The organism is Streptomyces sp. B1I3 (genome assembly GCF_030816615.1).
GTDB lineage: Bacteria > Actinomycetota > Actinomycetes > Streptomycetales > Streptomycetaceae > Streptomyces.
The window spans coordinates 6629109-6643016 of the sequence record NZ_JAUSYD010000001.1 but is presented as its reverse complement, the minus strand read 5'-3'; the positions used below and the strand labels follow the sequence as shown (position 1 = coordinate 6643016).

At 70.1% G+C, this 13908-nt stretch carries 12 protein-coding genes; all 12 read right to left on the bottom strand.

All coding sequences use genetic code 11. The annotated features are described in order from the left end of the window. Positions 1-28: 28 nt before the first annotated feature. Positions 29-1249, bottom strand: coding sequence for a methionine adenosyltransferase (metK, locus tag QFZ58_RS30245; RefSeq protein ID WP_307128054.1), 1221 nt, complete (start codon positions 1247-1249; stop codon positions 29-31). Between the two features lie 241 nt (positions 1250-1490). Beyond that, positions 1491-2693, bottom strand: coding sequence for a bifunctional phosphopantothenoylcysteine decarboxylase/phosphopantothenate--cysteine ligase CoaBC (gene coaBC, locus QFZ58_RS30240; protein ID WP_307128053.1), 1203 nt, complete (start codon positions 2691-2693; stop codon positions 1491-1493). 172 nt (positions 2694-2865) lie between these two features. Then, positions 2866-3138 (bottom strand): DNA-directed RNA polymerase subunit omega, encoded by a 273-nt coding sequence (rpoZ, locus tag QFZ58_RS30235; RefSeq protein ID WP_003970369.1) that lies wholly within the window; start codon positions 3136-3138, stop codon positions 2866-2868. Positions 3139-3285: 147 nt separating this feature from the next. Next, a complete protein-coding gene (gmk, locus tag QFZ58_RS30230; protein WP_307128052.1) occupies positions 3286-3903 on the bottom strand; it encodes a guanylate kinase in 618 nt (205 codons plus the stop codon). Positions 3904-3941: 38 nt separating this feature from the next. After that, a complete protein-coding gene (locus tag QFZ58_RS30225; protein WP_014157387.1) occupies positions 3942-4265 on the bottom strand; it encodes an integration host factor in 324 nt (107 codons plus the stop codon). Between the two features lie 244 nt (positions 4266-4509). Continuing rightward, entirely contained in the window at positions 4510-5349 is an 840-nt protein-coding gene (gene pyrF, locus QFZ58_RS30220) for an orotidine-5'-phosphate decarboxylase (protein WP_307128051.1), read from the bottom strand. Next, complete coding sequence (locus QFZ58_RS30215; protein ID WP_307128050.1) at positions 5346-6455, bottom strand: quinone-dependent dihydroorotate dehydrogenase; 1110 nt, start codon at positions 6453-6455, stop codon at positions 5346-5348. Before QFZ58_RS30215 ends, pyrF begins: the two co-directional genes overlap by 4 nt. Positions 6456-6515: 60 nt before the next feature. Further along, the gene (gene carB / locus QFZ58_RS30210) at positions 6516-9824 is read right to left on the bottom strand and encodes a carbamoyl-phosphate synthase large subunit (RefSeq protein ID WP_307128049.1); all 3309 of its coding nucleotides are present in this window, start codon (positions 9822-9824) and stop codon (positions 6516-6518) included. Beyond that, positions 9817-10974, bottom strand: a complete 1158-nt coding sequence (gene carA, locus QFZ58_RS30205; protein WP_307128048.1) for a glutamine-hydrolyzing carbamoyl-phosphate synthase small subunit — start codon at positions 10972-10974, stop codon at positions 9817-9819. The genes carB and carA overlap by 8 nt, the downstream gene beginning before the upstream one ends. Next, a complete protein-coding gene (locus QFZ58_RS30200) occupies positions 10971-11549 on the bottom strand; it encodes a hypothetical protein (protein ID WP_307128047.1) in 579 nt (192 codons plus the stop codon). Before QFZ58_RS30200 ends, carA begins: the two co-directional genes overlap by 4 nt. Then, positions 11546-12832 (bottom strand): dihydroorotase, encoded by a 1287-nt coding sequence (locus QFZ58_RS30195; protein WP_307128046.1) that lies wholly within the window; start codon positions 12830-12832, stop codon positions 11546-11548. Before QFZ58_RS30195 ends, QFZ58_RS30200 begins: the two co-directional genes overlap by 4 nt. Continuing rightward, complete coding sequence (locus QFZ58_RS30190) at positions 12829-13848, bottom strand: aspartate carbamoyltransferase catalytic subunit (protein ID WP_307128045.1); 1020 nt, start codon at positions 13846-13848, stop codon at positions 12829-12831. Before QFZ58_RS30190 ends, QFZ58_RS30195 begins: the two co-directional genes overlap by 4 nt. Positions 13849-13908 lie beyond the last annotated feature (60 nt).

Sequence of the window (13908 nt, the reverse complement as noted above, 5' to 3'; positions counted from 1 at the left end):
GAGCGGCGGTCTCGGGGACCGGCGCGCTCTAGATGCCTGCGGCGCTGCGCAGCGCGTCCACGCGGTCGGTGCGCTCCCAGGTGAAGTCGGGGAGCTCACGGCCGAAGTGCCCGTACGCCGCGGTCTGGGCGTAGATCGGGCGGAGCAGGTCGAGGTCGCGGATGATCGCGGCCGGGCGGAGGTCGAAGACCTCGCCGATGGCGTGCTCGATCTTCTCCGTCTCGACCGTGGCCGTGCCGAAGGTCTCGACGAACAGGCCCACGGGCTCGGCCTTGCCGATCGCGTAGGCGACCTGGACCTCGCAGCGGGCCGCGAGACCGGCCGCGACGACGTTCTTGGCCACCCAGCGCATCGCGTACGCGGCCGAGCGGTCGACCTTGGACGGGTCCTTGCCGGAGAAGGCGCCGCCGCCGTGACGGGCCATGCCGCCGTACGTGTCGATGATGATCTTGCGGCCGGTGAGGCCGGCGTCACCCATGGGGCCACCGATCTCGAAGCGGCCCGTCGGGTTGACCAGGAGGCGGTAACCCTCGGTGTCGAGCTTGATGCCGTCCTCGATGAGCTGGTTCAGGACGTGCTCGACGACGAACTCACGGATGTCGGGGGCGAGCAGCGAGTCCAGGTCGATGTCGGAGGCGTGCTGCGAGGAGACGACGACCGTGTCGAGGCGGACGGCCTTGTCGCCGTCGTACTCGATGGTGACCTGGGTCTTGCCGTCGGGGCGCAGGTACGGGATGGTGCCGTTCTTGCGGACCTCGGAGAGCCGGCGCGACAGCCGGTGCGCCAGGTGGATCGGGAGCGGCATGAGCTCGGGCGTCTCGTCGCAGGCGTAGCCGAACATCAGCCCCTGGTCGCCGGCGCCCTGCTTGTCGAGCTCGTCCTCCTCACCACGGGTGGCACCCTCGACCCGCTTCTCGTACGCCGTGTCGACGCCCTGGGCGATGTCCGGGGACTGCGAGCCGATGGAGACCGAAACGCCGCAGGAGGCTCCGTCGAAGCCCTTCTTGGACGAGTCGTAGCCGATCTCCAGCACCTTGTTGCGCACGAGGTTGGGGATGTCGGCGTAGGCCTTGGTCGTGACCTCACCCGCGACATGTACCAGACCGGTGGTGATCAGGGTCTCGACGGCGACGCGCGAGGAAGGGTCCTCACGCAGGAGCGCGTCGAGGATCGTGTCGCTGATCTGGTCAGCGATCTTGTCGGGGTGACCCTCGGTGACAGACTCCGAGGTGAAGAGACGGCGGGACACATCGCTCCCTGGGGTTGCAGCGGCTGCTGGCTGATCATGGGTGGACTTCCGGGAGCTGCGCCCGGCACATTCCGTCGACCAGTTTATCGGTCGCATCCGGCGGTCGGGCCACGCGTCTCGCCCCTTGGGAGGTCTGTGACCTGCGGCACGGTTGACTGCGGTACGACAATCCCTCCTCAGGAGCGGGTGACGGGGCCGTTCACGTCGCGTTTCCTTCCCGCCGGAGCGGTAATTACGCAATCTAGCCGAATCGTGCCGCCACAAGGTCCCAAACCATGTCGGCGAGCACTTCCTTGGGCCCGAACGGCACAGCGGTCTCGCTGCCGTCGGCCCCGAGCACGACGGCTTCGTTCTCCTCCGAGCCGAAGGTCTTGCGTTCACCGACCTCGTTGACGACGAGGAGATCGCACGCCTTGCGGCGCAGCTTCTGCCGGCCGTTGGCGAGGACGTCGTCGGTCTCGGCGGCGAAGCCGACGACGAGCTGCCCGGGGCGTGCCCGGTCCGCGGCGACCTCGGCGAGGATGTCGGGGTTGCGCACCAGCGTCAGGGGCGCCGGCTCCTGGCCGTCCTTCTTCTTGATCTTCCCCGTGACGTAGTCGGCGGGACGGAAGTCGGCGACGGCCGCCGCCATCACCACCACGTCGGCATCCGCCGCTGCCTTCAGCACGGCCTCGCGCAGCTGCACGGCGGTGCCGACGCGCAGGACGTCTGCACCGGCCGGGTCGGGCAGTTGCGTGTTCGCCTCGATCAGCGTGACCCGGGCGCCGCGGGCGACGGCGGTGCGGGCCAGCGCGTATCCCTGCTTGCCGGAGGAGCGGTTGCCCAGGTAGCGGACTGGGTCGAGCGGCTCGCGGGTACCGCCCGCACTGATCACCACGTGGCGGCCCACGAGGTCGGGGGCGACGGGCCCGCGCGCCAGCACGCGGCGGCAGACCTCGAAGATCTCCCCGGGGTCCGGGAGCCGCCCCTTGCCCGTGTCCACCCCGGTGAGCCGGCCGACGGCGGGCTCGATGACCACGGCGCCGCGGCGGCGCAGTGTGGCGACGTTCTCCTGGGTGGCGGGGTGCTCCCACATCTCGGTGTGCATCGCCGGCGCGAAGACGACCGGACAGCGGGCGGTGAGGAGGGTATTGGTCAGGAGGTCGTCGGCGAGCCCGTGGGCGGCCTTGGCGAGCATGTCCGCGGTGGCCGGGGCGACCACGACGAGGTCGGCCGCCTGGCCGATCCGTACGTGCGGCACCTCGTGGACGCTCTCCCAGACCTCGGTCGAGACGGGGTTGCCGGAGAGCGCCGACCAGGTGGCCGCCCCGACGAAGTTCAGCGACGCGTCGGTCGGGACGACCCGCACGTCGTGGCCCGACTCGGTCAGCCGGCGCAGCAGCTCGCACGCCTTGTAGGCGGCGATGCCTCCGCTGACCCCCAGGACGACCTTCGGCTTGTCCACTGCATCTCCCCGCACTCGTGTCTCTGCGCACTCGGCCCCGTACAGCCTCATGACGTACGCACTCCATGCTGCCTCACCGCACCGGACGGCCTCCGGGGGCCCGGGTGGCCCGGCACACCACAGGCCCGGCGGTGTCGACCGCCGGGCCTGTGGTGAAGGTGCGTTCTCCTGCTTACTGCGCGGGGCCCTCGATGGCCTCGGAGGTCAGCAGGCCCGCGTTGATCTCGCGGAGCGCGATCGAGAGCGGCTTCTCGTGCACGTGCGTGTCGACGAGCGGACCGACGTACTCGAGGAGGCCTTCACCGAGCTGCGAGTAGTACGCGTTGATCTGGCGCGCGCGCTTGGCGGCGTAGATCACAAGGCTGTACTTCGAGTCGGTGGCCTCGAGGAGCTCATCAATCGGCGGGTTGATGATGCCCTCGGGCGTGGTGATGGAAGAGGACACTCTCTGCCTTCCGAAGGGGATAGAGATCAAAGAGATCTTTGATCGTGCTGGTTCCGCAGTGGTGCTGTTCTGCGTCCATGGCTGCTGATCGCGCTGATTGTGCCGTCGACCATGCCGTCGGCCATGCCGCCGACCGGAGTCGGTGGGTCAGTCGTCGGTGCCGTGGAGGCCGGAAGCCTGCAGCATCAACGTTAGCAGCTCGCGGGCGACGTCCTCGACGGAGGTGTTGACCAGCGTCGTGTCGAACTCCGCCTCGGCGGCCAGTTCGGTCTTCGCCGCGGTGAGCCTGCGCTCGATCACCTCCGCCGACTCCGTCCCGCGGCCGGTGAGCCGGCGCACGAGTTCGTCCCAGCTGGGCGGCGCCAGGAAGACCAGCTGCGCCTCGGGCATCGACTGGCGGACCAGCCGGGCGCCCTGCAGATCGATCTCCAGCAGCACCGGCTCGCCCGCCTCCAGGCGGTCGAGCACGGCCCGGCGCGGCGTGCCGTACCGGTTGCCCGCGAACTCCGCCCACTCCAGCAGCTCGCCGTTGGCGATCAGCTTGTCGAACTCCTCGTCGTCCACGAAGAAGTAGTGGACACCGTTGCGTTCGCCGGGGCGCGGCCTGCGGGTCGTGGCCGACACCGAGAGCCAGACCTCGGGGTGAACCTTGCGCATATGAGCGACGACCGTGCTCTTGCCGACCCCGGAGGGGCCGGAGAGCACGGTCAGCCGCGGACGTACGTCCGGGGGTACGGGGGACGTCCCCCGGGATGTTGCAGCCATGGGGCGATTATCCAGGTTCTCAGGGGTGCCTGAGAACGTCAGGCGGCGCTGCCGCCGAACTCACGCTCCAGGGATGCGATCTGGTTGGAGCCGAGACCCCGGACCCGGCGGCTCTCGGAGATGCCGAGCCGTTCCATGATCTGCTTGGCGCGGACCTTGCCCACGCCCGGCAGGGACTCGAGAAGGGCGGAGACCTTCATCTTGCCGATGACGTCGTTCTCCTGGCCCTGCTTGATGACCTCATGGAGGGAGGCGCCGGAGTGCTTGAGTCGATTCTTGACCTCGGCCCGCTCCCGGCGAGCCGCGGCGGCCTTTTCGAGCGCGGCTGCGCGCTGTTCAGGGGTAAGGGGCGGAAGAGCCACGCCTACGTCACCTCGGATGTCGATCTGTCGGATACGGACCGGTGGGGAACCTGGTGGCTCCACACCTGGTGAGCAACGGACAACGTGTATCCGTTGGCCCTCGACGGAGACTAGCGGCCAAGGCCGCCTGAGTCAGCGAGAACAGACGAAAAGTCCTGGTCAGCCTGAGCCGACCAGGACATTCCAGTCAAAACAACCCGGTTTTTTGGTCAGGATTCCGTCAACACGCTGTTACGTGGCATGGTCAGCTTTCCGAGACGGCCTCGCGGACCTCTTCCGCGAGCCGCCCGGCGGCTTCGCGCAGCCCGGAAACGTCCGGTCCGTGACGCAGGACACCCCGGCTCACGCTCGGCACGACGTTGCGCACCGAGGCCCCGAACACGCCCGGCAGGTCCGCCGGGGTCGCCCCCTGGGCGCCGATGCCCGGAGCGAGCAGCGGGCCGTTGACCGCCAGATCCACTCCCGCGTCCCCGAGCGTGGCCCCGACCACCGCGCCGACGGAGCCGAGCGGCGTGGCCCCCGCGTTCTCGGCGGCCATGTGGTCGAGCATGAGCTGGGCCAGCGAGCGCCCGTCGGCGGCCGTGGCGCGCTGCACCTCGGCGCCCTCCGGGTTGGAGGTGAGGGCGAGCACGAAGACCCCGGAGCCGGAGACCGCGGCCGCGTCGAGCGCGGGACGCAGCGAGCCGAAGCCGAGGTAGGGCGAGACGGTGACCGCGTCGGAGAACAGCGGTGAGTCCTTGTCGAGGTACGTGGCGGCGTACGCGCCCATGGTGGAGCCGATGTCTCCGCGCTTGGCGTCCATGAGGACCAGCGCCCCGGCCGCGCGGGCCTCCTCGACGGCCTTCTCCAGGACGGCGATGCCACGCGAGCCGAACCGCTCGAAGAAGGCCGACTGCGGCTTGAGGACGGCGACCCGGTCGGCCAGCGCCTCGACGACCGTGCGCGTGAAGCGCTCCAGGCCTGCGATGTCGTCGTCCAGGCCCCAGGAGGTGAGCAGCGAGGCGTGCGGGTCGATGCCGACGCAGAGCGGTCCGCGGGTGTCCATGGCGTGGCGCAGGCGGGCGCCGAAGGGCTCAGGGGTCACTGCGTGGCCTTCCGTGTCTCGGCGCCGACGGCCTCGGCGAGGGTGGCGTACGGGGAGGCGGCCAGGCGGGCGGCCAGCCCCTTGTGGATCGCGCGGGCGTAGAACGGGCCCTCGTAGATGAAGGCGCTGTAGCCCTGGACGAGCGTGGCACCGGCCAGGATGCGCTGCCAGGCGTCCTCGGCGTTCTCGACGCCCCCGACGCCCACCAGGGTGATCCGGGTCCCCACGCGGGCGTACAGGCGGCTCAGCACCTCCAGGGAGCGCTCCTTGAGGGGTGCGCCGGAGAGGCCACCGGTCTCCTTGACCAGGGACGCCGAGGACTTCAGGCCGAGGCCGTCGCGGGCGATCGTGGTGTTGGTGGCGATGATGCCGTCCAGGCCGAGTTCCACGGCGAGGTCGGCCACCGCGTCGACGTCCTCGTCCGCGAGGTCCGGGGCGATCTTGACGAGCAGCGGGACCCGCCGGTCCGTGACGGTACGGTCGGCGGCCTCGCGCACCGCGGTGAGCAGCGGCCGGAGCGCCTCGGTGGCCTGGAGGTCGCGCAGTCCCGGGGTGTTCGGCGAGGAGACGTTCACCACGAGGTAGTCGGCGTGGGCGGCGAGCCGCTCGGTGGACTTCACGTAGTCCCCCACGGCCTCGTCCTCGGGGACGGCCTTGGTCTTGCCGATGTTGACGCCGACGGTCGTGCGGAAGACCGCCTTGCGGGCGGCGAGGCGTTCCGCCACGGCCGCCGAGCCCTCGTTGTTGAAGCCCATGCGGTTGATGAGCGCCCGGTCCGCGACGAGGCGGAAGAGCCGCTTCTTCGGGTTACCGGGCTGGGGCTCGCCGGTGACGGTGCCGATCTCGATGTGGTCGAAGCCGAGCATGGACATGCCGTCGATGGCGACGGCGTTCTTGTCGAAGCCGGCGGCGAGCCCGAAGGGGCCGTGCATCCGCAGGCCGAGCGCCTCGGTGCGCAGCTCCTTGTGGCGGGGCGCGAGCGCGGCGGCGGCGAAGGTGCGCAGCACCGGGGTGCGGGCGGCGAGGCGGATCCACCGGAAGGCCAGGTGGTGGGCCTGCTCCGGGTCCATCCGCTTGAAGACCAGCTGGAAGAAGAGTTTGTACATCTCGGTGTCCTCATGAAGAGGGGGACACCGTTTCCGGTGTCCCCCTGCTGGGCCTGGCTGCTAGTCGCGGGCCGCGGTCAGATGTTCCGCGTGTTCCTGGAGGGAACGTACGCCGACGTCACCGTGGTTGAGCGCGTCGATCCCCTGGACGGCGGCGGCGAGCGCCTGGACCGTGGTGAGGCACGGCACGGACCGGGCCACGGCCGCGGTGCGGATCTCGTAGCCGTCGAGCCTGCCGCCCGTGCCGTACGGGGTGTTGACGATGAGGTCGACCTCGCCGTCGTGGATCAGCTGGACGATGGTCTTCTCACCGTCGGGGCCCTCGCCCTCGGACTGCTTGCGCACGACGGTGGCGTTGATGCCGTTGCGCTTGAGCACCTCGGCGGTGCCGGACGTGGCCATCAGTTCGAAGCCGTGGGCGACGAGTTCACGCGCCGGGAAGATCATCGAGCGCTTGTCGCGGTTGGCGACGGAGATGAAGGCGCGTCCCTTGGTCGGCAGCGGGCCGTAGGCACCGGCCTGCGACTTGGCGTACGCCGTCCCGAACACCGAGTCGATGCCCATGACTTCACCGGTGGAGCGCATCTCCGGCCCGAGGACCGTGTCGACGCCGCGGCCGTGGATGTCGCGGAAGCGCGACCACGGCATGACGGCCTCCTTGACGGAGATGGGGGCGTCGAGCGGCAGGGTGCCGCCGTCGCCGTGCTTCGGCAGCAGGCCCTCGGCGCGGAGTTCGGCGATGGTCGCGCCCAGCGAGATGCGGGCGGCGGCCTTCGCGAGCGGGACCGCGGTCGCCTTCGAGGTGAAGGGGACGGTGCGCGAGGCGCGCGGGTTGGCCTCGAGGACGTAGAGGATGTCGCCGGACAGCGCGAACTGGATGTTGATCAGTCCGCGCACGCCGACGCCCTTGGCGATGCCCTCGGTGGAGGCCCGCAGGCGCTTGATGTCGAAGCCGCCCAGCGTGATGGGGGGCAGGGCGCAGGCGGAGTCGCCGGAGTGGATGCCGGCCTCCTCGATGTGCTCCATGACGCCGCCGAGGTAGAGCTCGGTGCCGTCGTAGAGCGCGTCGACGTCGATCTCGATCGCGTCGTCGAGGAAGCGGTCGACCAGGACCGGCCGGGTGGGGCTGATCTCGGTGGACTCCGCGATGTACGAGGAGAGGCGGGTCTCGTCGTAGACGATCTCCATGCCACGGCCGCCGAGCACGTACGACGGGCGTACGAGGACCGGGTAGCCGATCTCGTCGGCGATGGCCTTGGCCTCGGAGAAGGTGGTGGCGGTGCCGTGCTTCGGCGCCGGCAGTCCGGCCTCGGCGAGCACCCGGCCGAAGGCTCCGCGGTCCTCGGCGGCGTGGATGGCCTCGGGGGACGTCCCCACGACCGGCACGCCATTGTCCTTGAGCGCCTGCGCGAGGCCGAGCGGCGTCTGGCCGCCGAGCTGGACGATGACACCGGCGATCGGGCCTGCCAGCGACTCGGCGTGCACGATCTCCAGGACGTCCTCGAGCGTGAGCGGCTCGAAGTACAGGCGGTCGGAGGTGTCGTAGTCCGTGGAGACGGTCTCCGGGTTGCAGTTGACCATCACGGTCTCGTAGCCCGCGTCGTGCAGGGCGAAGGAGGCGTGGACGCACGAGTAGTCGAACTCGATGCCCTGGCCGATGCGGTTCGGACCGGAGCCGAGGATGATCACCGCGGGCTTGGCACGGGAGGCGACCTCGCTCTCCTCGTCGTAACTGGAGTAGAAGTACGGCGTCTTCGCGGCGAACTCGGCGGCGCAGGTGTCGACCGTCTTGTAGACCGGTCGGATGCCGAGGGCGTGCCGGACCTCGCGGACGACGTCCTCGCGCAGGCCGCGGATCTCGGCGATCTGCACGTCCGAGAAGCCGTGCCGCTTGGCCTCGGCCAGCAGCTCGGGGACAAGCTTGTCGGCGGCGGCCAGCTCGTCGGCGATCTCCTTGATCAGGAAGAGCTGGTCGACGAACCAGGGGTCGATCTTCGTGGCGTCGAAGACCTCCTCCTGGGTGGCGCCGGCCCTGATCGCCTGCATCACGGTGTTGATCCGACCGTCGGTCGGACGACCCGCTTCGGTCAGCAGCGCGGCCTTGTCACCGGGCTCCCCGGTGAACGCGAACTGCGAGCCCTTCTTCTCCAGGGAGCGCAGGGCCTTCTGCAGCGCCTCGGTGAAGTTGCGGCCGATCGCCATGGCCTCGCCCACCGACTTCATGGTGGTGGTGAGGGTGGAGTCGGCGGACGGGAACTTCTCGAAGGCGAAGCGCGGGGCCTTCACGACGACGTAGTCGAGGGTCGGCTCGAAGGAGGCCGGCGTCTTCTCGGTGATGTCGTTGGGGATCTCGTCGAGCGTGTAGCCGACGGCCAGCTTGGCGGCGATCTTGGCGATCGGGAAGCCGGTGGCCTTGGAGGCCAGCGCCGAGGAGCGGGAGACGCGCGGGTTCATCTCGATGACGATGATCCGGCCGTCGGCGGGGTCGATCGCGAACTGGATGTTGCAGCCGCCGGTGTCGACGCCGACCTCGCGGATGATCGCGATGCCGATGTCGCGCAGCCGCTGGTACTCGCGGTCGGTGAGCGTCATCGCCGGGGCGACGGTGATGGAGTCACCGGTGTGGACGCCCATCGGGTCGAAGTTCTCGATGGAGCAGACGACCACGACGTTGTCGTTGCGGTCGCGCATCAGCTCCAGCTCGTACTCCTTCCAGCCGAGGATGGACTCCTCCAGGAGCACCTCGGTGGTCGGCGAGAGGGTGAGGCCCTGTCCGGCGATGCGGCGCAGCTCCTCCTCGTCGTGCGCGAAGCCGGAGCCGGCGCCGCCCATGGTGAAGGACGGGCGGACGACGACGGGGTAGCCGCCGAGCGTGTCGACGCCCTTGATGACGTCGTCCATGGAGTGGCAGATGACCGAGCGGGCGGACTCGCCGTAACCGATCTTCGCCTTGACGGCCTCGACGACGCCCTTGAAGAGCTCGCGGTCCTCGCCCTTGTTGATGGCCTCGACGTTGGCGCCGATGAGCTCGACGTTGTACTTCTCCAGGACACCGTTCTCGTGCATGGAGATCGCCGTGTTGAGCGCGGTCTGGCCGCCCAGGGTGGGGAGCAGCGCGTCGGGGCGCTCCTTGGCGATGATCTTCTCGACGAACTCGGGGGTGATCGGCTCGACGTAGGTGGCGTCGGCGATCTCCGGGTCGGTCATGATCGTCGCCGGGTTGGAGTTCACCAGGATGACGCGCAGGCCCTCGGCCTTGAGGACGCGGCAGGCCTGGGTGCCGGAGTAGTCGAACTCGGCGGCCTGCCCGATGACGATCGGGCCGGAGCCGATGACCAGGACGGACTGGATATCGGAGCGCTTAGGCACGCGGGCCCTCCATCAGGGAGACGAAACGGTCGAAGAGGTAGGCGGCGTCGTGCGGGCCGGCGGCCGCTTCGGGGTGGTACTGGACGCTGAAGGCGGGCCGGTCCAGGAGCTGGAGTCCCTCGACGACCTGGTCGTTCAGGCAGACGTGGGAGACCTCGGCGCGGCCGTACCGCGTGTCGGAGACCTTGTCGAGGGGGGCGTCGACGGCGAAGCCGTGGTTGTGCGCGGTGACCTCGACCTTGCCGGTCGTGCGGTCCTGCACGGGCTGGTTGATGCCGCGGTGGCCGTACTTCAGCTTGTAGGTGCCGAAGCCGAGGGCACGGCCGAGGATCTGGTTGCCGAAGCAGATGCCGAAGAGCGGGGTCTTCCGCTCCAGGACGCCCTGCATCAGGGAGACCGGGTGGTCGGCGGTTGACGGGTCGCCGGGGCCGTTGGAGAAGAAGACCCCGTCGGGCTCCACCGCGTACACCTCGTCGAGGGTGGCGGTGGCGGGCAGGACGTGCACCTCGATGCCGCGCTCGGCCATGCGGTGGGGGGTCATGCCCTTGATGCCGAGGTCGATCGCGGCGACGGTGAACTTCTTGGTGCCGGCCGCGGGGACGACGTACGCCTCCTTGGTGGCGACCTCCGCGGAGAGGTCGGCGCCGCTCATCTCGGGGGCCTGGCGCACCTTGGCGAGCAGCACGCCCTCGTCCTGGATCGTGTCGCCGGAGAAGATGCCGACGCGCATGGCGCCGCGCTCGCGCAGGTGGCGGGTGAGCGCGCGGGTGTCGACGCCGCTGATGCCGACGACACCCTGGGCGGCGAGCTCCTCGTCCAGCGAGCGCCGGGAGCGCCAGTTGGAGGGGAGGCGGGCGGGGTCGCGTACGACGTATCCGGAGACCCAGATCCGCCGGGACTCGGCGTCCTCGTCGTTCACGCCGGTGTTGCCGACGTGCGGTGCGGTCATCACGACGACCTGGCGGTGGTAGGAGGGATCGGTCAGTGTCTCCTGGTAACCGGTCATGCCGGTGGAGAACACCGCCTCGCCGAAGGTCTCCCCCACGGCCCCGTAGGCGCGGCCGCGGAAGGAGCGGCCGTCCTCCAGGACGAGTACGGCGGGAGACACCTTTTTCCTCTTCGAGGCATGCCCCGGATTGGAGATCGTCATCGTGCGGTGCCTTCCGTAGTGCTGGTGAGGTGGTTGACGGTGTCGACCCAGGCCTGGTGTTCGGCCGCGTGGTCGGAGCGGAAGCCGGAGTCGATCAGCTTGTCGCCGTGTGCCCAGGTGATGACCAGGAGGCCGCCCTCGGGGAGAACCTTCCCGGCGATCGCCTTGTCGTGCCGGGCCTCGCGCAGTGCGGCGGCCGGTACGAAGAAGCCGGCGGCTCCGGGGCGTACGACGTCCAGGCCCTGCGCGGTGAGGGTCAGCTCGACCCGGCTGCGGGTGCCGAGGCCGTGGGCGACGATGCGGTCGAGCCACTGCCCCGCGGTCGTCGAGGCGTGGTAGCGGCCCGACAGGGTCAGCAGCACCGGGCCGTCCGCGAATCCGGGCGGGGTGGTCGCGAGCTCGGGTACGTCGGACTGGAGGCTCCCCCGCCACTTCCATCCCTGGCGCATCAGCCAGTAGACGAAGGCGATGAGGACGAGCAGGGCGACGACCCAGCTGATGCGGGCGGACCAGTCCGTCACATCGGCCGACTTCTGTTCGGCGGCCAGTTGGTACAGGGGGGTGAGTGTTGTCACGCGAGCTTCCCGTCGACGACCGTGGCACGGCCCCGCAGGAAGGTGTGCGTCACTCGGCCCGGCAGCTCGCGACCCTCGTAGGGAGTGTTGCGGCTGCGGGAGGCGAAGCCCGCGGGGTCCACGCTTCCACGGTATGCCGGATCGACCAGGGTGAGGTTGGCAGGCTCACCCGCCGAGACGGGCCGGCCGTGTCCCTCGAGCCTGCCGATGGCCGCGGGACGCAGCGACATCCGGTCGGCGACCCCGGCCCAGTCGAGGAGGCCGGTGTCCACCATCGTCTGCTGGACCACGGAGAGCGCGGTTTCCAGGCCCACCATGCCCATGGCGGCGGCGGCCCACTCGCAGTCCTTGTCCTCGTGCGGGTGCGGGGCGTGGTCGGTGGCGACGCAGTCGATCGTGCCGTCGGCGAGCGCCTCGCGCAGGGCCATGACGTCGGCCTCGGTGCGCAGCGGCGGGTTCACCTTGTAGACGGGGTTGTAGGACCGTACGAGCTCGTCGGTGAGCAGCAGGTGGTGCGGGGTGACCTCGGCGGTGACGTTCCAGCCCTTGGACTTGGCCCAGCGGACGATCTCCACGGACCCGGCGGTCGACAGGTGGCAGATGTGCACCCGGGAGCCGACGTGGGCGGCGAGGAGCACGTCGCGGGCGATGATCGACTCCTCCGCGACGGCGGGCCAGCCGCCGAGGCCGAGCTCGGCCGAGACGACGCCCTCGTTCATCTGGGCGCCCTCGGTGAGCCGGGGCTCCTGGGCGTGCTGCGCGACGACGCCGTCGAACGCCTTCACGTACTCCAGTGCGCGGCGCATGATCACGGCGTCGTCGACGCACTTGCCGTCGTCGGAGAAGACCTTCACCCCGGCGGCGGAGTCGTGCATGGCGCCGAGCTCGGCGAGCTGTTTGCCCTCCAGGCCGACGGTGACGGCGCCGACGGGCTGCACGTCGCAGTAGCCGGACTCCTTGCCGAGCCGCCAGACCTGCTCGACGACGCCGGCGGTGTCGGCGACGGGGAAGGTGTTGGCCATGGCGTGCACGGCCGTGAAGCCGCCGATCGCCGCGGCCCTGGTGCCGGTGAGGACGGTCTCGGAGTCCTCACGGCCGGGCTCGCGCAGGTGCGTGTGCAGGTCGACGAGGCCGGGCAGCAGGATCCGGCCGTCCGCCTCGATGACGGTGGCGTCGCCGGCCTCGATGGACGGCGCGACGCGGGCGATGGTCTCCCCGTCGATGAGGACGTCCGCCGGCTCTCCGCCGAGGACCTTCGCGCCGCGGATCAGGGTCTTGCTCATGCGTTGTTCTCCTCGGTACGGGCGGCGGCGGACGGCAGGGCGGTCTCTGATCCGCCCAGCAGCAGGTACAGGACGGCCATGCGGGTGGAGACTCCGTTCGCGACCTGCTCGACGGCGGTGCAGCGGTCGGAGTCGGCGACCTGGGCCGTGATCTCCATCCCGCGGACCATGGGCCCGGGGTGCATCACGATGGCGTGCTCCGGCATCTTCGCCATGCGCTCGCCGTCCAGGCCGTAGCGGCGGGAGTACTCGCGCTCGGTCGGGAAGTACGCGGCGTTCATCCGTTCGCGCTGCACACGCAGCATCATCACGGCGTCGGACTTCGGCAGCACGTCGTCGAGGTGGTAGCTGACCTCGCAGGGCCACTGCCCGACGCCGACGGGCACGAGGGTCGGCGGGGCCACGAGGGTGACCTGCGCGCCGAGCGTGGCCAGCAGGTGGACGTTGGAGCGGGCCACCCGGCTGTGCAGGATGTCGCCGACGATCGTGATGCGGCGGCCTTCGAGGTCCCGGCCGAGTCCGGCGTCGGCCCCGACGAGCCTGCGGCGCATCGTGAACGCGTCCAGCAGCGCCTGGGTCGGGTGCTCGTGCGTGCCGTCACCGGCGTTGACGACGGCGCTGTCGATCCACCCGGAGGTCGCCAGGCGGTAGGGGGCTCCGGAGGCCCCGTGCCGGATGACGACGGCGTCGGCGCCCATGGCCTCCAGGGTCAGGGCCGTGTCCTTGAGCGACTCGCCCTTGGAGACGGACGAACCCTTCGCCGAGAAGTTGATGACGTCGGCGGAGAGGCGCTTGGCGGCGGCCTCGAACGAGATGCGGGTCCGGGTCGAGTCCTCGAAGAAGAGGTTGACGACGGTACGTCCACGCAGGGTGGGAAGCTTCTTGATCGGCCGGTCCGCGACCCGGGCCATCTCCTCGGCGGTGTCGAGGATCAGGACGGCGTCGTCGCGGGTGAGGTCTGCGGCCGAGATGAGGTGACGGGGGGTCCGGGGGTTTCCGCCGGGAGGGCGCAGCATCTGGGGTCTCCGTGGATGGTGGAGGAAGCAGGCATACGGGCGTGCGGAAGCTGCCGTACG

Coding starts and splice junctions, on each gene's coding strand:
- gmk (WP_307128052.1), bottom strand. CDS start 3,903: ATGGCTGCAACATCCCGGGGGACGTCCCCCGTACCCCCGGACGTACGT.
- QFZ58_RS30215 (WP_307128050.1), bottom strand. CDS start 6,455: ATGTACAAACTCTTCTTCCAGCTGGTCTTCAAGCGGATGGACCCGGAG.
- carA (WP_307128048.1), bottom strand. CDS start 10,974: ATGACGATCTCCAATCCGGGGCATGCCTCGAAGAGGAAAAAGGTGTCT.
- QFZ58_RS30195 (WP_307128046.1), bottom strand. CDS start 12,832: ATGAGCAAGACCCTGATCCGCGGCGCGAAGGTCCTCGGCGGAGAGCCG.
- QFZ58_RS30190 (WP_307128045.1), bottom strand. CDS start 13,848: ATGCTGCGCCCTCCCGGCGGAAACCCCCGGACCCCCCGTCACCTCATC.